Genomic DNA, 23169 nt, shown 5'->3' with positions numbered 1-23169 from the left:
GTGCGCGGCGGGCGGCCCGGTCCTGGGGTCGATGGCCCCGCTGGTGCCGGAGGGCACTGCGTGGTCCTGGTTATGGAGGCTGTGGGCCGCGCGGTTGGGCAGGGGCGCGCCGCAGGCGGTGCAGAACGCCGCCCCGGTGCGGACAAGTTGCTGGCAGCGCGGGCAGCGCCCGGGGTCCGAGGTCACTGCTGCTGGGGTCCTTGCGTCGGAGGGATATCTGCCGGGGATGAACCCGTTGGGGGTGCTGCCGGATGTTCCGGACCGTTGCCTGCGGCGGACCGCCGGCGCCCCAGCACCTTCAGGGCGGGCAGTGCCAGCCGTGTGCCCCGCAGGTTCAGGACAGTCCGGGCGTCGGCGAGGAGCGACCGCGGCGAGAACCGTGCCTGCTGCCGGCGCCAGAATCCAACGGTGGCTGTCATTTCCTTCAGCGAGCCGTCCACGATGGTCCAGTATTCCCGGACTTCTTCCTCCGTGGGCTGGCCCGCCCCGAAAATCGAGGCGTCCGCGCGACTTGCGAGCATGGCGGTGGTCCCCTTGCTGGCCGGGAACGCCTCGGCCAGGACCGCTGCGCTTTCGCGGCGCGTGGAACGGGTATCGACGGCGGCGCCCATGTCGGTGGCAAGGCTCACCACCTCGCTCCATGCTCCGCCCACCCGCTGGGCGGGATGGCCGTCGCGGAAACGGGCCTTCCGCCGTCGTGATTTCAGCAGGGCGATCAGCAGCAGCGGCAGCGCCAGGATGGACAGCGGAATCAGGGCAACGCCCAGCGCGCCCAGGAGGGCGCCCCAGAACAGCCACGGGTTGTTCTTCTTTTGGTCTGCGTCCAGGGCATCGGGCGAGGAGTCCGGCGGCAGGTCGGCTGGCTCCTGCGGCGGGGGCGGCGGCTGCAGCACCTGCGGCTTGGGCTTGGACTTGTTTTCCGGGTCCGGCGGGATGGGAACGTTGTCCTTCGGCGGGGTGGGATCGAAGCTGACCCAGCCTACTCTTTCAAAGGCCACTTCCACCCAGGCGTGGACGTTCTTGCCGGTGATCTTGACTTCGCCGGCGCCGTTTTCCGGGCTCGTGGGGTCCGGGTAGAAGCCCATCACAACGCGGGACGGGATGCCCAGGTGGCGGAGCATCAGGGACATGGCAACGGCGTACTGCTCGTCGTCGCCGAGCATCTGCTTGGCGGTCAGCAGGTTCCGGATCCGGGCGGAACCGTGGCCCGAGACGCTGGGCAGCTGCCCTTCGCTGACCAGGCCATTGCTGAAGGCGCCGGTCTTCTGGAAGTGCGCTTCAATCTGGCGGACCCGGTCGATGGCCGTTGGCGCGTCCGCGGACAGGTCGTTGGCCTGGGACGCTACTACCGGGGGGACTTCTAGGGCGTCGGGCAGGGACATCTTGGCGAAGTCGTACTGCGTCACCTGCCCGTGTTCCAGCTTGACGGGGTCGGACACCTGGACACTGTAGGAATCGCCGCGGGTCAGGCCGTTCGTGGTGACGGCGGTGTCCGTGCCGGAGTTGAAGTACAGTCCGGATGCGGCCGCCGAGGCACCCTCATCGAAGCTCAAGCCGGTGGTTTTCCGGCCGCCGGGGACAAAGAAGCCCTGGTAGTCCTCGATGGTTATGTCAATGGCGTAGTCCCTGGTGGGAACGGTGCCGGAGGTGTCCGCGAGGGTGTTGATGGACTCGGTGTCGCCCACCTTGCTGAAGTTGCCGGAGCCGTTCGGATCCATGGTGTAGTTGGTGCCGTTGAAGGCATCCAGCGCCCCCAGCCGTACCCTGCCGTCACGCGGCAGGCCCTTGACCACGAAGAGCGTGTCGTCCTTCTTGTCCTTGACGTAGGTCCGGAAGCTCGCCAGCGGCGTGATGTAGTCCTTGGGGTCGAACGGCGGCACCACAACGTTCCGGAGCACTTTCCGTTCATTGCCGGCGGATACCAGCGGCGCGGACAGCGCGGTGACGGCGACGCTGACCGCGATGACGCCCGCGGCCATGCCCAGCCGGCGGATCCTGGCGCGCCGCGTGGCGGAGGAATCGGCCTGCGGGTTGTTGACCGCAACCCTGCGGGTGCTGTTCCTCCGGAGGGCGTCCCGCCGGAAGGTTGCCCACGCGATGCCCAAGACCGTGAGGCCGATGCCGCGCTCGAGGGTGAGGAAGGCGGCGTTGGTGCTGAAGGCAATACCGGTGACGAAGAGGACCAGGACGGGCAGGAGCGGGAAGTAGGGGCTCCGCACCCGCCAGGTCAGGACCCCCGCCACCAGGGCGGTGATCAGCGAGCTGAGGAAGGGGACGATGAGCACACCGCCTGCAGTTCCCACCGGAACGCCGACCGTGAGCATGTCCTTCCAGGCGAAGACGATGCCCAGCAGCAGGATCCGCAGCGAATCCAGGGTGGGGACGAACCCGGCAATGGCGGAATCGGGAACAGCCAGAAGCGTACCGAACACGAGGTATGCGCCGAGTGCGAGGGCCGTGGTGATCAGCAGCCCGAGCCGCAGGTGTGCGTTGGCGGCGCCGACGGCCAGGCCCAGGACGATGCCGCCAAATCCCGACAGCAGATAGTAGGGGTCGCCGCCGAAGCTGAGCCCGAAACCGAGCAGGCCCAGCCCCAGCAGGACGGTGAGGGCACCGGCGTCGAGCACGAAATGCCAGCGGGGCTGGCTGTCGGCGAAGGCAGACTCCTGCCGGTTCGGCGTCGCCTCGCGGCGGGATGTCCCGCGGGGCCCGGGGTTTGAAGAGGTTCTGCCCGGTGCGGAGCTCATGCTGCCGCCTTTCTCAGCACGATGGCAAGGTCGGCCAGGTCGCCAAGCGTCAGCACGGTCAGGTCCGCGATGTTGGCCCTGGTGGGAGCGGCGCCTGCTTCCACCCGGACAGCGAGGCTGCGCACGCCCGGCGGAACCGATACGGCTGCGGAGCGGAGCTGCGTGGCGGTCACGTTGCTGCCCACCACGAAGAACGTCACGGAGGCGTTGGGCACGGTGTCGGCGAGGGTCCTGGCGAGGTCGACGGCGGTGCGGCGCATGGGTGCGCCCACGATCCTGGTCATGTCGTCCAGCATGTTGCGGCCCGTTTCGCAGCGGAGCGGGCCTCTTTGGGTGATGACGTCCAGCTCCCGTTGTTCGCGGATGGCCTGGCGGCCGATGGAGGCGGCCGCGGAGATCGCCATTTCGAACTCGGCTTCGGAAGCGTATTCGTCCGTGTTGATGGACAGCGAAATGGCGAGGTGGGCCCGCCGGGTCTCTTCGAACTGGCGCACCATGAGCTTGTTGGTGCGGGCCGTGGTCTTCCAGTGGATATGCCGCCGGTCATCCCCGGGCACGTAGTCGCGCAGGGCATGGAAGGACACGTCCGCGCTGGACAGGTCAGTGGTGGGCATGCCCTCCAGGTCGCGGATGAAGCCCGCCGCCGAACCGGCCAGCGCAACCGTGCGGGGATGGACAAAGAGGTCCTCGGGTTCCGTCCACAGGACCTGCCGGCGCAGCAGGTGCAGGGGGTCTGCCCGGACCGACCGCACGGGCCCGACAACGATCACGGCGCGGCGGGCGGTGGGGATGGTAAACAGGTCCTCATGGACCTGTCCGGGCTTCATCCGGGGCAGGTGGAACACCGCAGTGGCATTGCCCACGGGCAGTTCCAGGGCAGCCGGCAGCAGGGGGCGGGTGGAGGTGTTGGACACGGCGATGCTGCCCACGGCGCTGTCCCCTACCGCCACGCGGGTACGGGCAAGGTCCAGTACCACCCCGTAGGAAGAGCGGCCAAGGATGAAGCCCACAGCAACCAGGAACATGACGAACGCCGCGATGGCCGCCGCCTTTGCCTCCTGCCAGCCGAAAGCCTGCCCGGTCACCCACAGCAGGACAGCGGCGGACAGAACCGACCAGCCCAGGATGCTGACCACCGAGAGGACGGGCCAGGCGTATTTCAGCCAGGCGCCACGTGCTGTCCGCCAGGCCGGGGCAAGGGCCATTGCGGCAGCGCTGCTGGCCTCCGCCCAGACAGCGGACGGGTGGAGGCGGGCGTTCCTGGCGAAGGGTTGCTTCAGACGCTCCGCGAGCCGGATCAAGGGGGTGCCGCTGGACATATGTGTGCCTTCGTTATGTTGCGCTGGTTCAGGGGTGCTGCAGGGGGTGCGGCGGCCGTCAGGCGTTGGTGCGCTGCTGCGGAGCGGCGACGTCTGCGAGGATCCGCGTGAGGACTGCTTCGGCCGTCGCGCCGGAGAATTCCGCCTCGGGGTCCATGACGAAACGGTGGGTCCAGACCACCGGGGCCAGTTCCTTGATGTCATCCGGAAGCACGAAGTTCCGGCCCTGGGATGCGGCCCAGACCTTGGCGGCCCGCACCATGGCGAGCGCACCGCGCACTGAGACACCCAGCCGGGTTTCAGGCGCGCTGCGGGTCTCCTCGCAGAGCCGTGAGATGTATTCCAGCACGGCCGTGTCCACATGCGCGGTGGCGGCGAGGTCTGCCATGTCGGCGACAGCCTGGGTGGTGATCACGGCCGGCAGTTCCTTGGACCGGTCCTTGACGTTGGATCCGGCCAGCAGGCGCACGGTGGAGGCGTGGTCCGGGTAGCCGATGGAGGTCTTGATCAGGAAGCGGTCCAGCTGGGCCTCGGGCAGGCGGTAGGTTCCTGCCTGCTCGATGGGGTTCTGCGTCGCCATCACCATGAACGGCCGTCCGGCCGAGTAGGTGACGCCGTCCACGGTGACCCGGGATTCCTCCATGACTTCAAGCAGCGCGGACTGGGTCTTGGGCGAAGCCCGGTTGATTTCGTCGGCGAGGACGATGTTGTTGAAGATCGGGCCCTTGTGGAACTCGAATTTCTGCGTCTTCTGGTCGTAGATGGTCACACCGGTGACGTCCGAGGGGAGCAGGTCGGGGGTGAACTGGATGCGGTTGTTTGAGCCCTGCACAGTGGCGGCGAGGGCACGGGCCAGGGAGGTCTTGCCCGTGCCGGGGGCGTCCTCGAACAGGACGTGCCCCTCGGCGAGCATCGCCGTGAAGGTCAGCCTGATGACGTGCTCCTTGCCGAGGACGGCCTGGCCCACATTGGCAACGAGTTTTTCAAACGTGTCGGCAAACCAGGCGGCCTGCTCGGTGGTCATGGTCATGAAGTGTTCTTTCTCTCGGGCTTGGGAACGGCGCCGTGATGGCGGGTCAGCGTTTGGGCATTCTCTCCGGCGGGTTGCAGCCCAGCGAGACGGTGTCGCACCTCGCGTAATTGCCGGCTGCTTCCCCGGTGGTCAGGTGGTACCAGATTCCGCTCGGGTTGTTCGACGTCTTGTACCAGACCACGTAGAAATCGGACTGCGCCACATTTCCTGAGTTGAACCATTTGCCCGGACTGTTGCACTGGTCTGGATTCGAGTTCACGTAGCTGTCAGTTCCGTAACGTGGTTCAGTACAGGTGCGCACCGGGGCGGTCACGCTCCAGGACGTCGGCGGCGGCGGGGTGGGGTCGGCGCCGGACCTGGACGTCACAGGTCCGCCAATGGCACCGTTCACAACGGTCACCGCGCGCACCCGGAGCTGGCGGGCCTGGTCCCAGCCGCCGGCAGAGCGGTCATAGCGGGTAACCTTGCCGACGTTGATCCAGCCTCCGCCCTCGTAGCTCACTTCGTAGTGGCTCAGCGGCCGGCCGTTGGTACTGGGGTTGTTCCAGGTCCAGTGGACGTCGCCGTCGCCCTTGGCCGACGTGCCGCCGTCGATGTTGGGGGCGTTCGCCGGTCCGTAGGGGTTGCCGGTACCAATGGCCTTCGCGTCACCTGACATGCTGTTCTTGGTGGACGTGGCGATGATGGTGACCGTGATGTCCCTGCCGTTGGTCAGGCTGCCGATGGTTCCTCCCCCGGCATTGATCGGCCCGCTCCTGCCGTCGGCGTTGTAGGAGTACGTGATTTCAGCTGCGGTGGAACCGTTGCGCTGGGCATCCGTGAGAGGAGTGAAGGATACCTCCAGCTGTCCGCTGGTACCCGTGGCCTTCACGGTTCCGCCGTTAACCTGGCCGGGTTTACCCGCAGCCCGGACAGCCGCGGACGGCGCGCTGGTCCCGCTGGTGCCGGCCTTGTTGGTGGCGGAGACCGTGAACGTGTAGTTGGCCTCCGAGTTGTCCACCGTAACGTTCTGCATGGTGTCCGCCACCTGCTGGGTGGCCACCACGGCACCGCCGCGGAGCGTGGTCAGGGTGTAGGCGGAGACAGCGTCGCCGTTGTTGTTGGGCGCCGTCCAGGAAACCCTCATCTGGCTTTGGCTGCCCACCGGCTGGACCTGCACGGCGGTGGGTGCCGCCGGGGTGGCCGGCACCCCCGCCGGCACCTCTGCGGCCGAATAGGGGCTCCACTCCGATGGTTCCTTGGCGTCGTTGCGGGCCAGGACCCGGACCTTGTAGGAAACGCCGTTCTGCAGGCCCTTCCACACGTAGCTCACGGCGGTCAGGTTCTGGACCTGGGCGTTCTGGCCGGCGGGCGGCGGTGATATCTCCAGGTCATAGGACTTGACCGGGGAGCCATTGCTGGCCGGCGCCGTCCAGTTGATGGCCAGCTCCCTGTCGCCAAACTTCAGCTGCGGCGCGAGTGGAGTATCGGGCTTGACGTCCGGGCGGACTTCCGCGGAGGCCGGAGAGCGGTCCGACTCGCCGAACTCGTTCGTGGCCGTGACCTGGAAATGGTACTTCGTGTTGTTGGTCAGTCCTTTGAGCGTGCAGGTGTTGGCGGGGCAGTCCTGCTGGAAGCCGCCCTCGCCGTAGACCGTGTACCTGGTGATAGCCGAGCCGCGGTCTGCAGGCGCCGTCCAGGTCAGGAGAGCGGTCTGGTCCCCCACGCTTTGCGCCTGCGGCGTGGAGGGGGCCTGCGGTTTGTCCTTGACCGTGAGCCTGACCCGGGCAGTTGCCTGCCTGGACGTGTCCCCCGTCTTGTCCGCGACCGTGTAGGAGACCACCATGGTTCCGGTGAAGCCCGGGGCGGGGGTCACCACCACGGAGTCGCCGTCGACGTCCACGTTGCCGCTGCCGGTTTCCGTGCCGGCGGCGATGATCTTCAGCGGCGTTTCCGGGAACGGATTGGCATCGTTCGCGAGCACGTTGACCGTGACCGGCTTCCCTGCTGCCGCGTTCGGCTCCAGGTCGTCGTTGGCCACCGGCTTGGGCCGGTTGGAGGCCGTGACCGCGAGCTGGTACGTGGCCGTTGCTTCCAGTCCGCGGGGGTCCCTTGCCTTGACCTGCAGGGCGCCGCTGGTGCCGGTGCCGCTGGAATCGGCTGCGGACACCTTCAATGTCCGGCCCTCGATGCTGGCGCTGAAGCCCGCGGGAGCTCCGCCCACCAGCTCATACTTCATCTTCTCGACGTCGTCCCGGTCGGGATCTGAGGTCAGCTTGCCCAGGTCGGCGCTGGCGGAGTCACCCTTGGGAACGTCCAGGGAAGCGCCGAGAAGCTCGGGCGGGTTGTTGCGGTTGGGGTCGGGCAGCACCTTAGTGCGGATGCTGAGGGTGGACTTCAAGCCCGCAGGATCGTCCGGCCCTGACCCGTCGGTTACTTCGAAGGTCAGGGAACCCGGGCCAATGTAGTCGGTTCCGGCCGTGTACTTCAGCCCGTCGCCGTCGCCGATCATGGGGTTACTGGCGTCGGAGCCGATCAGCTTGATCCTGTCGGCCTGGGTCAGGCGGGGTGAGCGGCCCTCACGGACCTTCACCCATTCGTCCAGGTCGACGTCCACGGACTGGCCGGCGATGACCTCCAGGACTTCGTCCTTGGCCAGGGTAGGCACCTGCTGGCCGAGGCCGGGGACCCAGACGACGGCAGTGGACTGCTGGCCGTCCACGTCCTCAACCGTGTAGGGGATGAGCTGCGGCTGCTCCGTCAGGTCCACAACCATGTTGCCATCAGCGCCCGGCCGGGCGGTGGTGGCTTCGGTGCTGACTTTGAGGTTTTCACCGACGCCGTCAGGGTCTTCGTCGTTCTTCAGGACGGGGACGCCGACGGCGGTCTTCCCCATGGTCTGGGCGGAGGTTACCCGGTCGTCGCGGGCGATGGGGGCCTTGAGCGGCACTTCGGGATCCACCACCACGCGGATGGTGGCCTGGGCGGAGGCGTCCCTGTCGTCGGCGATGGTGTAGCGGACGTTAACCGTTCCGGCCTCGCCCGGGGCCATGAGCAGGATCCGGCCGCTGGCCTTGCTGACGCTGGCCTGCAGGGCCGGGTCCGCCTCGATGCCGTCAATGAGGATGCGGATCAGGTCGCCGTCGGGGTCGGTGTCGTTGCCGGTGGCGTCGACGGCGATCTGCCGGCCGGGGCGGACGCGCACCTCGTCGTCCACGGGGGTGGGTTTCTGGTTGACCTCGCCACGGGGGGCGATGCCAACCGTGACTGTGCCGGTGTTGACGGCTCCTTGGCGGTCCACCACCTTGTACCGGAAGGTGTCGGTTCCGGCGCCGTCACCGGCTGCCGTGAAATCAATGAAGTTGCTGCCCACCGTGGCGGTGCCCATGGCGGGCGTGCTGTCGATGCCCGTGAGCTGGACGGAGTCGCCGTCGGGATCGATGCCGTCCAGGGGGACGGGGATGCGCACGGTACCGGATGCCACCACGCGGGCGGTGAGGTTGCGCGGCTGGGGCCGGGTGTTTTCGGCGCCTTCCAGCGGAAGGATGTGGATGGTGACCGCGGCGGCGCTCTTCTGGCCCTGCGGGTCCACGGCGTTGTAGATGGCACGGACTGTCTTGGGCTGGCTGCCGGCGATGAAGCGGAGGGTGTTTTCCGAGACGAAGCTCTTGCCGTCGAGGGGATCCACGCCCTGCGGCAGGACCGGGTCTACAGTGAGTTCCTGGCCTTGCGGGTGGGTGTCGTTCTCGAGCACAGGAATAGTGACGACGTCGTTGACCCGGACGTTCACTTCGTCCGGTTTGGGCTGCGGAGCCTGCACGACGGCCGGGGCCGGGACGGGGACCACGGACACGCTACCCGTGGCGGACTTCCTGCCGTTGGACATGGTGTATTCGAACAGGATGGGGTCCTTGGTCCCTAGGATGTCCGTGATGCGCAGGACGCTGTGGTTGATCACGCTGACCGATGCTGTGGAGTTTTCCGGCAGCTTGACGGACTGCAGGACCAGGACTCCGCCGGAGGGGTCGGAGTCGTTGGCGAGCGGGTCCAGCAGGACGCTGCCGCCGGTGGGCATCAGGGCCACGTCGTGGACTGCCACCGGGTTGCCCGCCTCGTCCCCGGAATCCACATCCACGCGGATCAGCCCCTGGCTGCTTTGCGGCCCGTTGCTGGCGATGTAGGTCAGGTAGACGGGCCCCGGCGTGGTGCTGCGGAAGGTGAAGGTGCCGCCATCGGTGACGGGTCCCAGGTCCGCCGGGCCGTTTGCCTCAACCTGGGCGAGCCGGAGGGCACCGCCGTTGGGGTCGACGTCGTTCTTCAGCGGGGAAACCACCAGGTCTTGGCCGACTACTGCCGTGACGTGGTCTGCGTTGACCACCGGGGCCAGGGCACCCGGCGGCTGCACGTTGATGATGACCTTGCCGGTCACCGTCGCACGGCCGTCCCAGATGGTGACCTCCACCGTCTTCTTGCCGGCTGTGGCACCCGAGTCCTGGAACGTGAGCAGGCCGTCGCGGCGGACCTTAACCTGGTCCTGGTCATTGTCCGCCCTGGCGTCCAGGAGGACCAGGTCGTCGCCATCGGGGTCGAGCCAGTCCGTGAGGATGTTCTGGCTGACGGTCTTGCCCTGTTCAACCAGCACGGTGGTGTCGTCGCCGCGTTTGAACTGCGGAGGCTTGTTATCGTCCGCGCCCACCACGTTCAGCGTGACCTGGCCGCCGGCGGAGAGGCCGCGTCCATCGGAGGCGTTGTAGTTGAACGTCTCAGTACCCGGCTTGGCGTCAGCAGGCACCGATACCTGGAAGGCGGTGCCGCCGTAGATCTTTTCGAGGGTGCCCGCCTGCGGGCCTGAGTCAGCCAGGGCCGCGGTGAGCACGTCGCCGTCGGGGTCCGAATCGTTGTCCAGGACGCTGAGGATGGTGGTGCGTCCGGGGCGCACGCCGACGGCGTCTGGTTTGGTTTCCGGCGGACGGTTCGGTTTGGTGCGGTCCGGCAGGACGTTGATGGTGTTGTTGTCCGCGGACTCTTGGTCCTGCTCGTCGGACTCATTCTTGGGCGGGATGACGTCGTCCCAGTTGTTGACCAGCTGCATGTTCTGGTTGACCAGCCACACATTGCCGGAGTTCACGTCATTGAGGACCACCAGGTCCCGGTTCACCCGGAACACATACGACGGCGACGCACTCGCCCTGGGCACATCCACATTCTTGTCATCACCATCATTGACACAGTCACGGACATACTTGTTCGCCCCCGACCACGCCGCATGCACGCACCCGCCCAGCTGCACCGGGGCAGCCGGAACACCCTCACCACCGAACCCCACCGTCTTCGCCGTCCCGCCATCCAACGGCTGCTTCAACAACGCCTTCGGCGTGGCAACAGCAACAAAATCACTGCCCGGACCCGCCTGCTGCAATTTCGCATCCCGCGCGTTCTCCAACTGCAGCCGCTTACCACCCGGCAAAAACAGGCCCCCCGCCGCCGCATCCAAAACCACCGGCCGGTCCCCCACCACCGTGATCTGCAGATCCCCCGCACCCTTCAACGCACCCCACGTCTCGGACTCAGAAGACGTCACAACCCCGTTCGCGTCCACCCCGGTCACCGTCACCGTCCCGGCCTCCGGGTCCGCCGAATAAATCCGGTCATCAGCACCCACCGCAGACACCGTACCCTCCGAACCCACCAAAACCGGCTCGGACGCTTCCTCATCAAAACCGTTAATCGTGGACGGCGACACCGCCCACACCTTGCCCGACGCCGCATCCGTCACCGAAATAACCTCGGAACCAAAACTCACATCCGCAGCCCCCGGCAACTGCTTGTCCCCACCCAGGCGCATGTTCGCCGTCGAAACCTGGTTCAACGTCGAACCAGACTCATCATCAACAAACACATCCCCCGCATCCTGAAGAATGTCAAACGTCGTCGACGCCGGCGTCACCGCACCATCCAAAACCCGCGACGGATAATTCAACCGCCCCACCGCGTTCTTCGACTTCGACACCACCCACACACCACCGTCATTCAACTCCACCTCAGTGGTCTTAAACCCCGGATAGAGGACAGCGCCGGTCACCACGACAGCCACGGTTGCACCAAAAGCGGTACCGCTGACGATTCTCTTGTGGCGCCGTTTGAGCCCAAGTTTCCCCAGCAGACTTGTCACGGCGTTATGTTCCTCAGATTGTTGCGGTGGCCCCCAGGCCTGCACAGCGGAATGCCTGGTATTGGGCTCCCCGTTTCCCGGGAAAGCCTACCCAAGGGCTTGGCGGGACGCGATGGGGAGGCCTCCCCCACCGCCTGGCCTGCCGCTCCAAGAGCTTGGCGTGTCAGCATGGCGGCACCCCTACGTTCCCGGGTTCGCCGAGGGTGGTGGAACCTGCCTTGACATAGCGCCCCACGTTGCTGGCCGAGCCTGCCTCGATCCGATACCAGGTGCGGATCGGGTTGGGGGTCCAGTGGTCGCTTTGGATGATGTAGCAGCGGACCACCAGGGTGTGCTGGTCGGCGACATAAAGCCAGGGCGGCTGGTGCGCGTTGATGCCGTCGCAATCGAAGTAGGGGGCCGGCCGGTAGTTGGCCCCGCCCAGGGTGTAGGTGCAATCCCTCACGAAACCCGGGTCTGCCGAGCTGAGCCGGGTGGTCCATTCACCCCTCTTGCCCGACGTGGCGGTTGCGCTGACCTGGGCGCTGCCGGTACCGAGGGAATTGAAGGTCTGCACGGTGATGGTGCGGGACTGCTCCCAACCACCGGTGTTGATCGTGCGGCTGCCGGATGGCGCTACCGTTTCCCAGCCACCCCCGCTGATCTGGATCCTGGTTTCGGCGACGTCGTTGGTGGACGGTGAGGGTGAGGACCAGCTGAGCGTGACGGTCTGGTCGTTCAACCGTCCGTTGGTGCCGCTGGCTGACGGTGTGCCGGGTGAACCATAAGGCGTCACCCGGGCGGGCGCACTGGCGTCGGAACTGGGCGCAACCGTGGAGACCGCCGTGACGGTGACGGACAGGGCCTGCCCGTTGGTGAAGCCGCCCACGGTCTGGCCGGGGCTGATGGGCCCGCTTTGTCCGCCGGCGGAATACCGGTAGCTGACTTCCTCGGCCCGGGAACCATTGCGCTGGGCGTCGGTGAGCCGGTTGAACTGGATGGTGATGTGCCGGCCCGCCCCGTCCGTGTTCGCGGGCGTGGCGCTGACGCCGGTCACCTGGGCGAGCTTCCCGGTGGCCCGTCGGGGCGCGGAGGGCGGGCTGGCGGCACCCTTGCCGGCTTTGTTTTCCGCCTGGACGGTGAAGGTGTAGCCCGTCTCCGAGTTTTGGGCACGGAATACGGCGGTGCGCGTTGTTCCTGCCACCACCTGGGTCTGGGGGGCAGCACCGCCCCCGCTCATGGTGACGTAGTAGTTCCGGATGGGATCCCCGTTGGTGCCAGGTTCAGCCCAGTCCACCCGGATCTGGTTTTCGCTGCCCACTGCGGAGGCCACTGCCGTGGTAGGGGCAGCGGGTGCAGCGGGGACTCCGGCGGGATTGTCCTCCACCGAGTAGATGCCCCAGTCAGAGGCACCGAGTTCATTGACCGCCTGGGCCCGGACCCGGTACTTCACGCCGTTGGTCAGGCCGGTCCAGGTGTAGTTCAGGCCTGCCACTTCGTTCCTGACTGCCACGCCGTTGGCCGGGGGCGGAGAGATCTCCAGGTTGTAGTGCTTGACCGCGGAGCCTTCGGTCCTGGCGGCGGGCCAGGTGATGACCATGTCCTTGTCGCCGGCCTTCACGGAGGGCGCTTCCGGGGGCGAGGGCTTCTCATCCGGCCGGATCTCGTTCGAGGCTGCGGACGGCTGGGACTTGCCCACCTCATTTTCGGCGATGACCGTGAAGACGTACTTGACGTCGTTTGTCAGGCCGGACAGCGTGCAGGTGGTGGTGGGGCAGGACTGCGTAAAGCCGCTGTTTGATTCAACCCGGTAGCCGGTGATGGCGGCGCCATTGTCTGACGGCGGGGCCCACTTGAGCACGGCCGTCCGGCTGCGGACGTCGGTGGCGGTGGGCGCCGACGGCGCGTCGGGCACGTCGCGGACGGTGAGGCGGAGGCGGCCGGTGGCCTGCCTGGACACGTCACCAGTCTTGTCCACCACCGTGTAGCGGACCACCAGCACGCCCTTGAAGCCCTGGGCCGGCGTCACGGTGACGTTGTCGCCGTCGAACGTTGCCTGGCCCGCGGCGGACCCGGTTTCCACGCCCGCGGCCACGATTTTCAGTGGCGCGTCAGGGAAGGGATTTCCGTCGTTGCCGAGGACGTTGACCGTTTCAGCCTTGCCGGCATTGGCCTTCTCCACCACGTCATCGTTCGCGACGGGCATCGGCCGGGTGGAGGCGACGTGGCGCGCCGCAATGTTCGCTCTGGCGGCCGGGGACCTGCCATCGCTGACCCGGACGGGAATGTTGCCGGTGAACCCGGCAGCCACCGAGGTTTCGGCCCGGACTTCCAGGACCGAGCCATTAACTGTGGCCGAGAAGCCAGCCGGGAGCCCGCCGTCGAGCTCGAATTTCAGGTTGCCCTTATCCTGCTCATCAACGTCCGTTGCCAGCGGGCCAAGGTCCAGCCGTGCCGTTTCTGCCTTGGGCACGTCCAGGGTTGCTCCACTGAAGGTGGGCGGGTGGTTGGCGTTGGGATCCGGGATTACCTTCGTCATGACCACCAGGGTGGATTTCAGTCCGTGGGGATCCTCAGGGCCGTTGCCGTCGGTGACTTCGAAGGTCAGCGAGCCAGGACCAACGTAGTCCGGCTTCGCCGCATAGCGGAGCGCAGTTCCGTCCCCGGCGATGATGTTCTCGGGTGAGGCCCCCTGGACCTGCACGGAATCCGCCACCGTGATGCGGGGCCGCTTTCCTTCCCGTACCCGGACGTACTCGTTGAGCTGGAGGGTGACCTCCTTCCCCGCCATCACTTCCACGGTCTCAGTCTTGGCCAGGCTGGGGTACTGGGCTCCCTGCCCGGGGATCCACATGATGGCTGTTGAACTGAGGCCGTCCACGTCGGTGACAGTGTAGGGAATGAGCTGGTCCTGCGGAGACAGGGCCACCACGACGTTTCCGGACCCGCCGTCCCGGGCATTGGGGTTGCCGTCGGGAAGGCTGATCTTGAGGTCTACTGCCACGCCGTCGGCATCGGAATCGTTCTTCAGCACCGGGACATCCACGGCGGTCTTGCCCAGGGTTTCGGCCGGGGTGACCCTGTCGTCCTTCGCTGCGGGCCGCTTCAGCTCGGCATCGGGACTAACGCGGATCCGGACGGCGGCGCCCGCCTCAGCCTTCTTGTCGTCCTGGATGCCGTAGCCGATGCTTGCGTTGCCTGCCTCCGGCGGGGCCGTGAAAAGCACCTTGGAGTCCTCGGTGGCTTCCACCTGCAGCCCGGGCAGTGCCTCGAACGCGTTGGAGCGCAGGGCGATCGGGTCGCCGTCGGGGTCCGAATCGTTGGCAAGGACATCCACTGCCACCTTGCGCCCCGGCCTGACGTCGATGGAATCCTCCACCGCGATGGGGTTCTGGTTGTTCGCCTCGGGGGGCGCGATGCCCACGATGACGGTTCCCGTGTTTTCGGCGCCGATCCGGTCCCGTACCCGGTACGTGAAGGTATCGGTGCCTTTGGCGTCACCCGCGGCGGTGAACTCAAGGTAACCATCCCTGACGGTGGCAGTGCCCAGGGCCGCGGCCTTGTCAATGCCGGTCAGCTGGACGGAATCGCCATTGGCATCAATGCCATCCAGCGGTACCGGGATCTTCACGGTCATCCCGGACACGACGCGGGCCGTCAGGTTCTTCGGCTCCGGGCGCGAGTTGTGTTCGTCGTCCCGGGCCTGGATCCGGATGGTGACCTGCTGGGAGTCCACCTGCCCCGTATCGTTGCGGACCTTATAGATGGCGTAGACCGTCTTGGGCGCTTCACCCGCGATAAAGCGGAGCGCGTCTCCCGAGGCGAACATCCGTCCATCCGCGGCCTCGGGTTCCTGGGCCAGTTCCGGCACCAGGGCCAGTTCTCCGCCGTTGGGGTCTGTGTCGTTTTCCAGGACGGGAATGGTCACCACGTCGCCGGTCCGCACTGTGGCTTCGTCCGGCTTGGCCTGCGGGGGCTGGAGTTTCGCCGGCGCAGGGACCAGCAGGACGGCGATCTCGCCACTGGCGGAAGAGCGCCCGTTGGAGATGGCGTACTTCAGGGTGAGCTGGCCCTCGGCACGGATGTCCGTCACGCGGACCACCGAATGGTCCAAGACCGAAACGCTGACGGGAAGGCCCGAATCCGCCGTGACGGACTGGACCACCAGGACGCCGCCGGAGGGGTCGGAATCGTTGCCCAGCACGTCCACCAGCACGCTTCCGCCGGTGGGCAGCAGGGCGATATCGCGCACAGCTACGGGCGCGCCCTCATTGTTGCCGGGAACGACGTCGACGCGAACCAGCTGCTGGGCGCTGGCGGGGCCGTTGGTCACCAGGTAAGAGACGTAGTGTGCGCCCAGGACCGCGGAGTTGAAGGTGAAGGTTTGCTGGTCCGCCCCGAGCGTGGCGGTTGACTGCTCATCGGTGCCGGCCTGGGCAAGGCGCAGGGACCCGCCCTGGGGGTCGGTGTCGTTCTTCAGGGGGGCGATCACTGTGTCGGTACCGGCAACGGCGACGACGTGGTCGGCGTTGGCTACGGGCGGCAGGGCTCCGGGTGGTCGGACGTCAACGATGATCCGCCCCTCGGCGGTGGCTGTGCCGTCGGAGATCCGGACGGTAAGGGTCTTGCGGCCGGGCGCCGTGCCGGAGTCCTGGAAGGTGAGCTGGCCGTCCGGCCTGATCCGTACCTGGTCCAGCGGGTCGGGGCTGGACACGGCTTCCGCGAAGAGGTCGTCGCCGTCGGGGTCGATCCAGTTGGTCAGGATGTTTTGGGTAAGGGTCCTGCCCTGCTGGAGCAACAGAGTGGTCTCGCGGTTCGGTTTCTGCTGCGGTGCCGAATTTTCGCCCGCGGGCACCACGCGCAGCGCCACGTCGGCAGTGGCGGACAGCCCGCGGCCGTCGTCCACGGTGTACTGGAAGGAGTCGGCGCCCGTCTTGTCGGCGGGCACGGAGATCTGGAATCCGGTATCGGCATAGATGCCGGACAGGGTTCCCGATTTCACCTCGGCCGGCGGGCGGAGGGTGAGGATGTCGCCGTCGGGGTCCGAATCGTTGTCCAGGACCGGCAGGATGGTTGTTTTGCCGGCCCTGACACCGAAGGAGTCAGGCTTGGCCGTGGGCGGGCTGTTGGGTTTGGTGCGGTCAGGAAGGACGGTTTGCTGGACCTCGTCGGCTGAGTCCTTGTCGGCGTCGTCAGACGTTTCCTTGGGCGGGATGACGTCGTCCCAGTTGTTGACCAGCTGCATGTTCTGGTTGACCAGCCACACATTGCCGGAGTTCACGTCATTGAGGACCACCAGGTCCCGGTTCACCCGGAACACATACGACGGCGACGCACTCGCCCTGGGCACATCCACATTCTTGTCATCACCATCATTGACACAGTCACGGACATACTTGTTCGCCCCCGACCACGCCGCATGCACGCACCCGCCCAGCTGCACCGGGGCAGCCGGAACACCCTCACCACCGAACCCCACCGTCTTCGCCGTCCCGCCATCCAACGGCTGCTTCAACAACGCCTTCGGCGTGGCAACGGCAACAAAATCACTGCCCGGACCCGCCTGCTGCAATTTCGCATCCCGCGCGTTCTCCAACTGCAGCCGCTTACCACCCGGCAAAAACAGGCCCCCCGCCGCCGCATCCAAAACCACCGGCCGGTCCCCCACCACCGTGATCTGCAGATCCCCCGCACCCTTCAACGCCCCCCACGTCTCGGACTCCGAAGACGTCACAACCCCGTTCGCGTCCACCCCGGTCACCGTCACCGTCCCGGCCTCCGGGTCCGCCGAATAAATCCGGTCATCAGCACCCACCGCAGACACCGTACCCTCCGAACCCACCAAAACCGGCTCGGACGCCTCCTCATCAAAACCATTAATCGTGGACGGCGACACCGCCCACACCTTGCCCGACGCCGCATCCGTCACCGAAATAACCTCGGAACCAAAACTCACATCCGCAGCCCCCGGCAACTGCTTATCCCCACCCAGGCGCATATTCGCCGTCGAAACCTGGTTCAACGTCGAACCAGACTCATCATCAACAAACACATCCCCCGCATCCTGAAGAATGTCAAACGTCGTCGACGCCGGCGTCACCGCCCCATCCAAAACCCGCGACGGATAATTCAACCGCCCCACCGCGTTCTTCGACTTCGACACCACCCACACACCACCGTCATTCAACTCCACCTCAGTGGTCTTAAACCCCGGATAGAGCACAGCCCCTACGACCAGGAGGGTAAGGACGAGGCTGAACACGGTGCCGGTAACGAGGCGGGAAGGGATTAGGCGGCTGCTGAAGGGCACGGCGGAGGGCGCAGTTTTGGCGCGCGCGTGTCCGCGAAATTTCATGGAAAGACTTCCCCCAGGTTGAGTCCGGCGCCCGTCGGCTTCCGGCTATGCGGCAGCAGGGCACCACCAATATAGCCCGTAAGGCCAACAAATGGATAAACTCCCGGTGAACCGGCAGTTAGTCGAGCACCAGCCCCTTGCCCAGCCCGCGGGTGAGGCGCACGGGCCGGATTTCGCCGAAGCCGCGCACGTTCTCCGGTGGCTGGGGAACCATCACGAAACGCTCGTCATGCTCCAGCGCAGAGGCGGTCATGGAGTCCACCAGCACCGTGCCCGGATCGGCCAGCGTGGTCAGGCGCGCGGCGAGGTTGACGGTGGGCCCATAGATGTCCCCAAGCCGGGACAGGATCCGTCCCCAGACCATCGCAACGCGGGCCTCGGGAAGGATTTCATCTTCCGTGAAGGCCTGGGCGAGGGCCAGCGAAATCTCGGCGCCGGCAGCAGGGGTTTCCGCGATGTAGAGGACTTCGTCCCCCACGGTCTTCACCAGCCGGCCGCCGCCCACGGAGATGATCTCGGCGCACTTGTTTTCAAACCGCTGGACCAGGCGCGCCAGCGTTTTCTCGTTCATGCGGCGGGACAGGCTGGTGTAGGACACCAAGTCGGCGAAGCCGACGGCACGGGCCAGCGGCAGCGGCGCGTCATCCTCGTCGCCCTCCCGGCCCTCTTCGCTGGCCTGCAGGCCGGCCTCGGCGCGGACGGCGAGCCGCTGCACGCCGGCGTTGAGCTGGCGCCGCCAGGAGTAGATCAGCACTTCCTCAAGCGCGTCCACCAGGGCGGGAAGTTCGTTGACCAGGCGTTTACGTGCCACGGCGTCGGTGACGCCCTGTTCGTGGACCATGTCCTCCACGAGGGCCTCGATCTGCCACACCACCATCCGGTCCGTCATCTGGCCGATGGCCCGGGTGACGGAAATGGCGGCTTCCTCGGTGAGCTTTCCGGTGCGGACCAGGTCCACCACGGTGGACAGGGCGGCCTGGTCCCGTTCGGTGAAGGCGACGTCCTCGTCGCCGAAGTTCGGGAAGCCGAGGGCGCGCCAAAGCTTGCGTGCGGACAGGAGGGACAGTCCGGCCCCGGCAGCCACTTCACGACGGCGGAGCTTGCGTTCCCCGCCCAGCAGCCGGGCTTCGAGCGCCTTCATGGCCAGCCGCTCCGCGGACATGGTACCGGTGGCCGGGTTCGGGTCCGTGGCGGGCGGCGGCGTTATGGGGTCGACGCGTTCCTGCTGGTCCTCATCGGTCATCCCGTCCACCTTCTCTCAAGTCCCACGGCAAAGCTTCGGCGGGGTAGTGCGTTGCGCCGCCCGGCTGGGCATCACCTTCGTCCGGCAATTCCCCGATGGCATCGAGGATGAATTCCCTGAACCGGGCCACCTCCGGCACGTCCTGAAATATGACCACGCCCTGGTACCCGGTTTCCAAGGATATATTCCCTGAGCGCAGGAGGCGTTGCAGCACCGTTTCGTGGACAGTCAGGTTGCGGATCCAGGCCAGGTCCACCTGCTGGTCCCGCCGTTTGAGCCGGCCGTGCCTTGCCACCATCCTGCGGCTGGTCAGGGTGTAGCGCGTGCTGTGCCAACGCAGCAGGCGGGGCAGGCAATAGCCCAGCCACACCCAGGCCACGGCACCGGCGCAGGCAGCCACCAGCCAGGGGGTCCACTGGGGAGTGAGGAAGGGTACATAACGGCGGGCCTCGCCCCGGACGATCCAGGCGGAGGCGAAGGCGGCAAGCGCGGGTGACACCACAAAGGCCAGGGCGGCTCCTGCCAGCTTCCTCGGCTGCGGGCGTGTGGTGACAATCACCTGTTCGCCCGGCGCGAGGTCTTTACGCATAGCCGCCTTGGCCGGCGTCGTCAGGGGACGTCCAGGGGCGCAGGTGCACCACGTCCCCGGCGGTCACCACGTGCTCCCGGGAATCCTTATCCACCACCAGCAGCGAGCCATAGTCGTCCAGCCGCGAGGCATGCCCAATGATCTCGTGGTCACCGGGCAGCTGCGCCCTGACCTGCTTGCCCAGGGTGGCCATCACGGCTTCCACGCGCTTGTGCAGGGACGGCCCGCCGGCCATCCCCGCCGCGGGATCGCCGTCGGCATTGCAGAAACTGCGGTACAGGACAGCGAAATGCGACAGGTAGCTTTTCAGGAGCAGCGTCCTGTCGGTGGTGCGGGCACCTTCCAGGGCAACGGAAGTGGCAGTTGGAACGGGCAGCTCGCCCTCACGCAGGGTGACGTTCAGGCCCGTCCCGAGGATGACCGGCGGCACGGTCCCGTCCCCCATGGGGCCAAGCTGGGCCAGGATGCCGGCGATCTTCCGGCCGCGGACCAGGACGTCGTTGGGCCACTTGAGTTCTGCGGGAAGGCCGGCGGTTTCCAGGAGGGTCTCCCGCAGGCCCAGCGCGGCGATCAGCGAGAGCCAGGAATAGCTGTGGGTGGGCAGCGGCCTGCCGTCGGCGTTGACAGGCCGCAGGACCACCGACACGGAGATGGAACTCAGCGGCGGCGCTTCCCAGTGCCGGTCAAGGCGCCCCCTGGCTGCTGTCTGGTATTCCGCGGTCAGGACGGACATATCCGGCCACGCCTGGGGTTCGACAGTGACTGCGCGGAGGAGATCCGCGTTGGTGGATCCCGTGGAGTCAACCACCTCCATCCGGGGAATCCCGGCGGCGGACAGGAAGCGCTGGTCATCCAGGTCCCAGCGGTTGAGGGGGGTGCCCGGGTTATGCGCGTCATCCATGCCTAAATCCTAGCGAGCCAAACGCGCCCGGGAGGAGCGGCCGCCCAAACCGGACGCGGCGCGTGCCACGTCCGGTAGACAATGCGGCTGTTAGAGGAAGATGTCCGGAACCAGCTGGTCTTCGGGCGCCCCGAGGCTGTACGCACTGAAATCACTGACCCCCGCGGCCGCCAGGACCTCTTCATCCGTGTAAAAGTTGCCGCTCGGCACACCGCCCGCGCCCAGGTTGCTGCCGGTAAGGACAGCATGGGCGGCATCGGCCATGATGGCCGGTCCCCGGGCAGCCCGGACCATCACGTCGCCTTGGGGCATGTTCCGGATGGCGGCTGTGTCTATGAGCGTGCAGGGCCAGAGCGAGTTCACCCTGATCCCGTCGGCCTTCAGCTCTTCGGCAAGCCCCAGGGTGGTGAGGCTCATGCCGTACTTGGCCATGGTGTAGGCCAGGTGTTTGCCCGCCCAGAAGGGGTCGAGGTTCAGGGGCGGCGAAAGGGTGAGGATCTGGCCCCGGCCGGACGCGCGCAGCGCCGGCAGCGCGAGCTTGGAGAGCAGGAACGTGCCGCGGACATTGATGTCCTGCATGAGATCGTACTTCTTCATGTCCACGTCACCGGTCCGCGAAAGGTCGATGGCCGAGGCGTTGTTAATAACGACGTCGATACCACCAAACCGCGCAACCGCGGCCTCAACCGCGCGGGCGACGTCCTCGTCGCGGCGCACGTCACCCACGAGGGGCAGGGCCTGGCCGCCGGCTTCCTCCAATTCCCGGGCCGCTGTGTGGACCGTGCCGGCGAGCTTGGGGTGCGGCTCCCCCGTCTTTGCCATCAGGACGATATTGGCGCCGTCCCTGGCGGCGCGGAGGGCGATGGCCAGGCCGATGCCGCGGCTTCCGCCGGAGATGAGGAGGGTCTGTCCGTGAAGCGAACCCGAAGCGCGGTAAGGGCTTCCGGTGGTCTGCGCAGCGTCATTGCTCGAAGTCATCTGCCTACTGTAACCCAGTAAAGTTACCGACGAGTAACATAGTGGTGCGGCTGGAGGCACGGCAGAAAATTGTAGGTTCCCTACAGCTGCGGGCGCCCAAAGCGTCACTAGACTTGCCTGCAGGGTTCGACCTTTGTGTGGATGCTACTTAAGCTCCGCCCCGGCGTAACCCGCCAGCAACCAGAGCGCCACGAAACACAATCTGCAACAGAGCCGGAGATACCTGATGAGCCACGATCTGACCACGACAGCGGGAAAGATTGCCGATTTCCGCGACCGGCAGGCCCGTGCCGAGCAGCCCTCCGGCCCCGAAGCCATCGAAAAGCAGCACGCACGCGGCAAGAACACGGCTCGCGAACGCATTGGCCTGCTGCTGGACGAGGACTCGTTCGTGGAGTTCGACGCACTGGCAGTGCACCGCTCCACAGCATTCGGCATGGAGAAGAAAAAGCCCCTGGGCGACGGCCTGGTGTCCGGCTACGGGACGGTGGATGGCCGCCTCGTGGCCGTATACAGCCAGGATTTCTCCGTCTACGGCGGTTCCCTGAGCCAGGTCAACGGCGAAAAGATCGTCAAGGTGCAGGAGTTCGCCCTGCGGAACGGCTGCCCCGTGGTGGGCATCCTGGACGGCGGCGGCGCCCGCATCCAGGAAGGCGTCGCTTCGCTGGCCATGTTCGCGGACATCTTCCGCAACAACGTACACGCCTCGGGTGTTGTCCCGCAGATTTCCATGATCATGGGCCCGTCCGCCGGCGGAGCGGCCTACTCCCCCGCCCTCACCGACTACGTGGTGATGGTGGACAAGACCTCGCACATGTTCATCACCGGCCCCGACGTCATCAAGACCGTCACGGGCGAGGACGTGGACATGGAGACCCTGGGCGGCGCCCGCCAGCACAACGCCACCACCGGCACCTCCACCTACCTGGCCCCGGACGAAGGCGATGCGATCGAGTTCGTCCGTGAACTCCTGGACTTCCTGCCCTCCAACAACCTCTCCGAGGCCCCGGTGGTGGATCACCAGCAGGAGCTGGAGATCGACGACGACGACCTCGCCCTGGACACGCTGGTCCCGGATTCGGCCAACCAGCCCTACGACATGCGCGCCGTGATCGAGCAGATCGTGGATGACGGCCACTTCCTGGAAATGCAGGCCCTCTACGCACCCAACGTCATGATCGGCTACGGCCGCGTGGAAGGCCACACGGTGGGCATCGTAGCCAACCAGCCGCTGCAGTTCGCCGGAACCCTGGACATCGCTGCCTCGGAGAAGGCGGCCCGCTTCGTCCGCCACTGCGACGCCTTCAACATCCCCATCATCACCCTCGTGGACGTGCCGGGCTTCCTCCCCGGCAAGGACCAGGAGTTCCAGGGCATCATCCGGCGCGGCGCCAAACTGCTGTACGCCTACGCCGAGGCCACCGTTCCCAAGCTCACCGTCATCACCCGCAAGGCCTACGGCGGCGCCTACATCGTGATGGGCTCCAAGAAGCTCGGCGCCGACCTGAACCTTGCCTGGCCTACCGCCCAGATCGGTGTCATGGGCGCGCAGGGCGCCGTCAATATCCTTTACCGCCGCGACCTCGCCGCGGTTGCGGAGGCCGGCGGAGACGTGGAGGCGCGGCGCGCCGAGGTCATCCGGCAGTACGAGGAGGAACTCCTCAATCCCTACCAGGCGGCCGAACTCGGCTACGTCGACGCCGTCATCGCGCCCTCCGATACGCGGGTGCAAATTATCAAGGGGCTCCGCGCGCTGCGTGACAAACGCGCCAGCCTCCCCGCCAAGAAGCATGGGAACATCCCGCTGTGAGCGTCGAAGAGCAGCCGTTGGCTGAGCCTGGGCCCACCGCCGCCGGGTTCCCTGACCGAGCCCG

The 23169-nt window shown here is 66.6% G+C and carries 10 protein-coding genes and 1 pseudogene; 1 reads left to right on the top strand and 10 read right to left on the bottom strand.

The annotated features are described in order from the left end of the window. Window positions 1-105: 105 nt before the first annotated feature. From AC5RUO_RS10820 to AC5RUO_RS10775, 10 genes and pseudogenes are all read right to left on the bottom strand, one after another. Window positions 106-186: pseudogene (locus AC5RUO_RS10820) on the bottom strand (zinc-ribbon domain-containing protein); the annotation flags it as partial. Then, window positions 183-2747, bottom strand: coding sequence for a transglutaminase TgpA family protein (locus tag AC5RUO_RS10815; RefSeq protein WP_494103503.1), 2565 nt, complete (start codon window positions 2745-2747; stop codon window positions 183-185). The gene AC5RUO_RS10815 and the pseudogene AC5RUO_RS10820, both read right to left, overlap by 4 nt. Beyond that, the gene (locus AC5RUO_RS10810) at window positions 2744-4066 is read right to left on the bottom strand and encodes a DUF58 domain-containing protein (protein WP_494103502.1); all 1323 of its coding nucleotides are present in this window, start codon (window positions 4064-4066) and stop codon (window positions 2744-2746) included. Before AC5RUO_RS10810 ends, AC5RUO_RS10815 begins: the two co-directional genes overlap by 4 nt. A gap of 58 nt (window positions 4067-4124) precedes the next feature. Then, complete coding sequence (locus AC5RUO_RS10805; RefSeq protein WP_009356297.1) at window positions 4125-5096, bottom strand: AAA family ATPase; 972 nt, start codon at window positions 5094-5096, stop codon at window positions 4125-4127. A 46-nt stretch (window positions 5097-5142) separates the two neighbouring features. Next, window positions 5143-11250, bottom strand: a complete 6108-nt coding sequence (locus AC5RUO_RS10800; RefSeq protein ID WP_494103501.1) for an Ig-like domain-containing protein — start codon at window positions 11248-11250, stop codon at window positions 5143-5145. 163 nt (window positions 11251-11413) lie between these two features. Continuing rightward, on the bottom strand, window positions 11414-17584 hold the full coding sequence (locus AC5RUO_RS10795; RefSeq protein ID WP_494103500.1) for an Ig-like domain-containing protein: 6171 nt from the start codon (window positions 17582-17584) through the stop codon (window positions 11414-11416). A gap of 118 nt (window positions 17585-17702) precedes the next feature. Beyond that, entirely contained in the window at window positions 17703-18827 is a 1125-nt protein-coding gene (locus tag AC5RUO_RS10790) for an adenylate/guanylate cyclase domain-containing protein (RefSeq protein ID WP_494103499.1), read from the bottom strand. Beyond that, entirely contained in the window at window positions 18817-19416 is a 600-nt protein-coding gene (locus tag AC5RUO_RS10785) for a PH domain-containing protein (protein WP_494103498.1), read from the bottom strand. Before AC5RUO_RS10785 ends, AC5RUO_RS10790 begins: the two co-directional genes overlap by 11 nt. Next, on the bottom strand, window positions 19409-20317 hold the full coding sequence (locus AC5RUO_RS10780) for a biotin--[acetyl-CoA-carboxylase] ligase (RefSeq protein WP_494010551.1): 909 nt from the start codon (window positions 20315-20317) through the stop codon (window positions 19409-19411). The genes AC5RUO_RS10785 and AC5RUO_RS10780 overlap by 8 nt, the downstream gene beginning before the upstream one ends. A 90-nt stretch (window positions 20318-20407) precedes the next feature. Next, window positions 20408-21295 carry an SDR family oxidoreductase gene (locus tag AC5RUO_RS10775; RefSeq protein ID WP_494103497.1) on the bottom strand — a complete coding sequence of 296 codons (888 nt, stop codon included), beginning with the start codon at window positions 21293-21295 and terminating at the stop codon, window positions 20408-20410. Window positions 21296-21521: 226 nt separating this feature from the next. Between AC5RUO_RS10775 and AC5RUO_RS10770 the strand changes: the two genes are divergently transcribed. Next, a complete protein-coding gene (locus AC5RUO_RS10770; protein WP_494010553.1) occupies window positions 21522-23105 on the top strand; it encodes an acyl-CoA carboxylase subunit beta in 1584 nt (527 codons plus the stop codon). Window positions 23106-23169: the final 64 nt, after the last annotated feature.

This window comes from Arthrobacter sp. Y3221087 (assembly GCF_059089905.1).
This window is presented reverse-complemented; position numbering and strand designations above follow the sequence as displayed.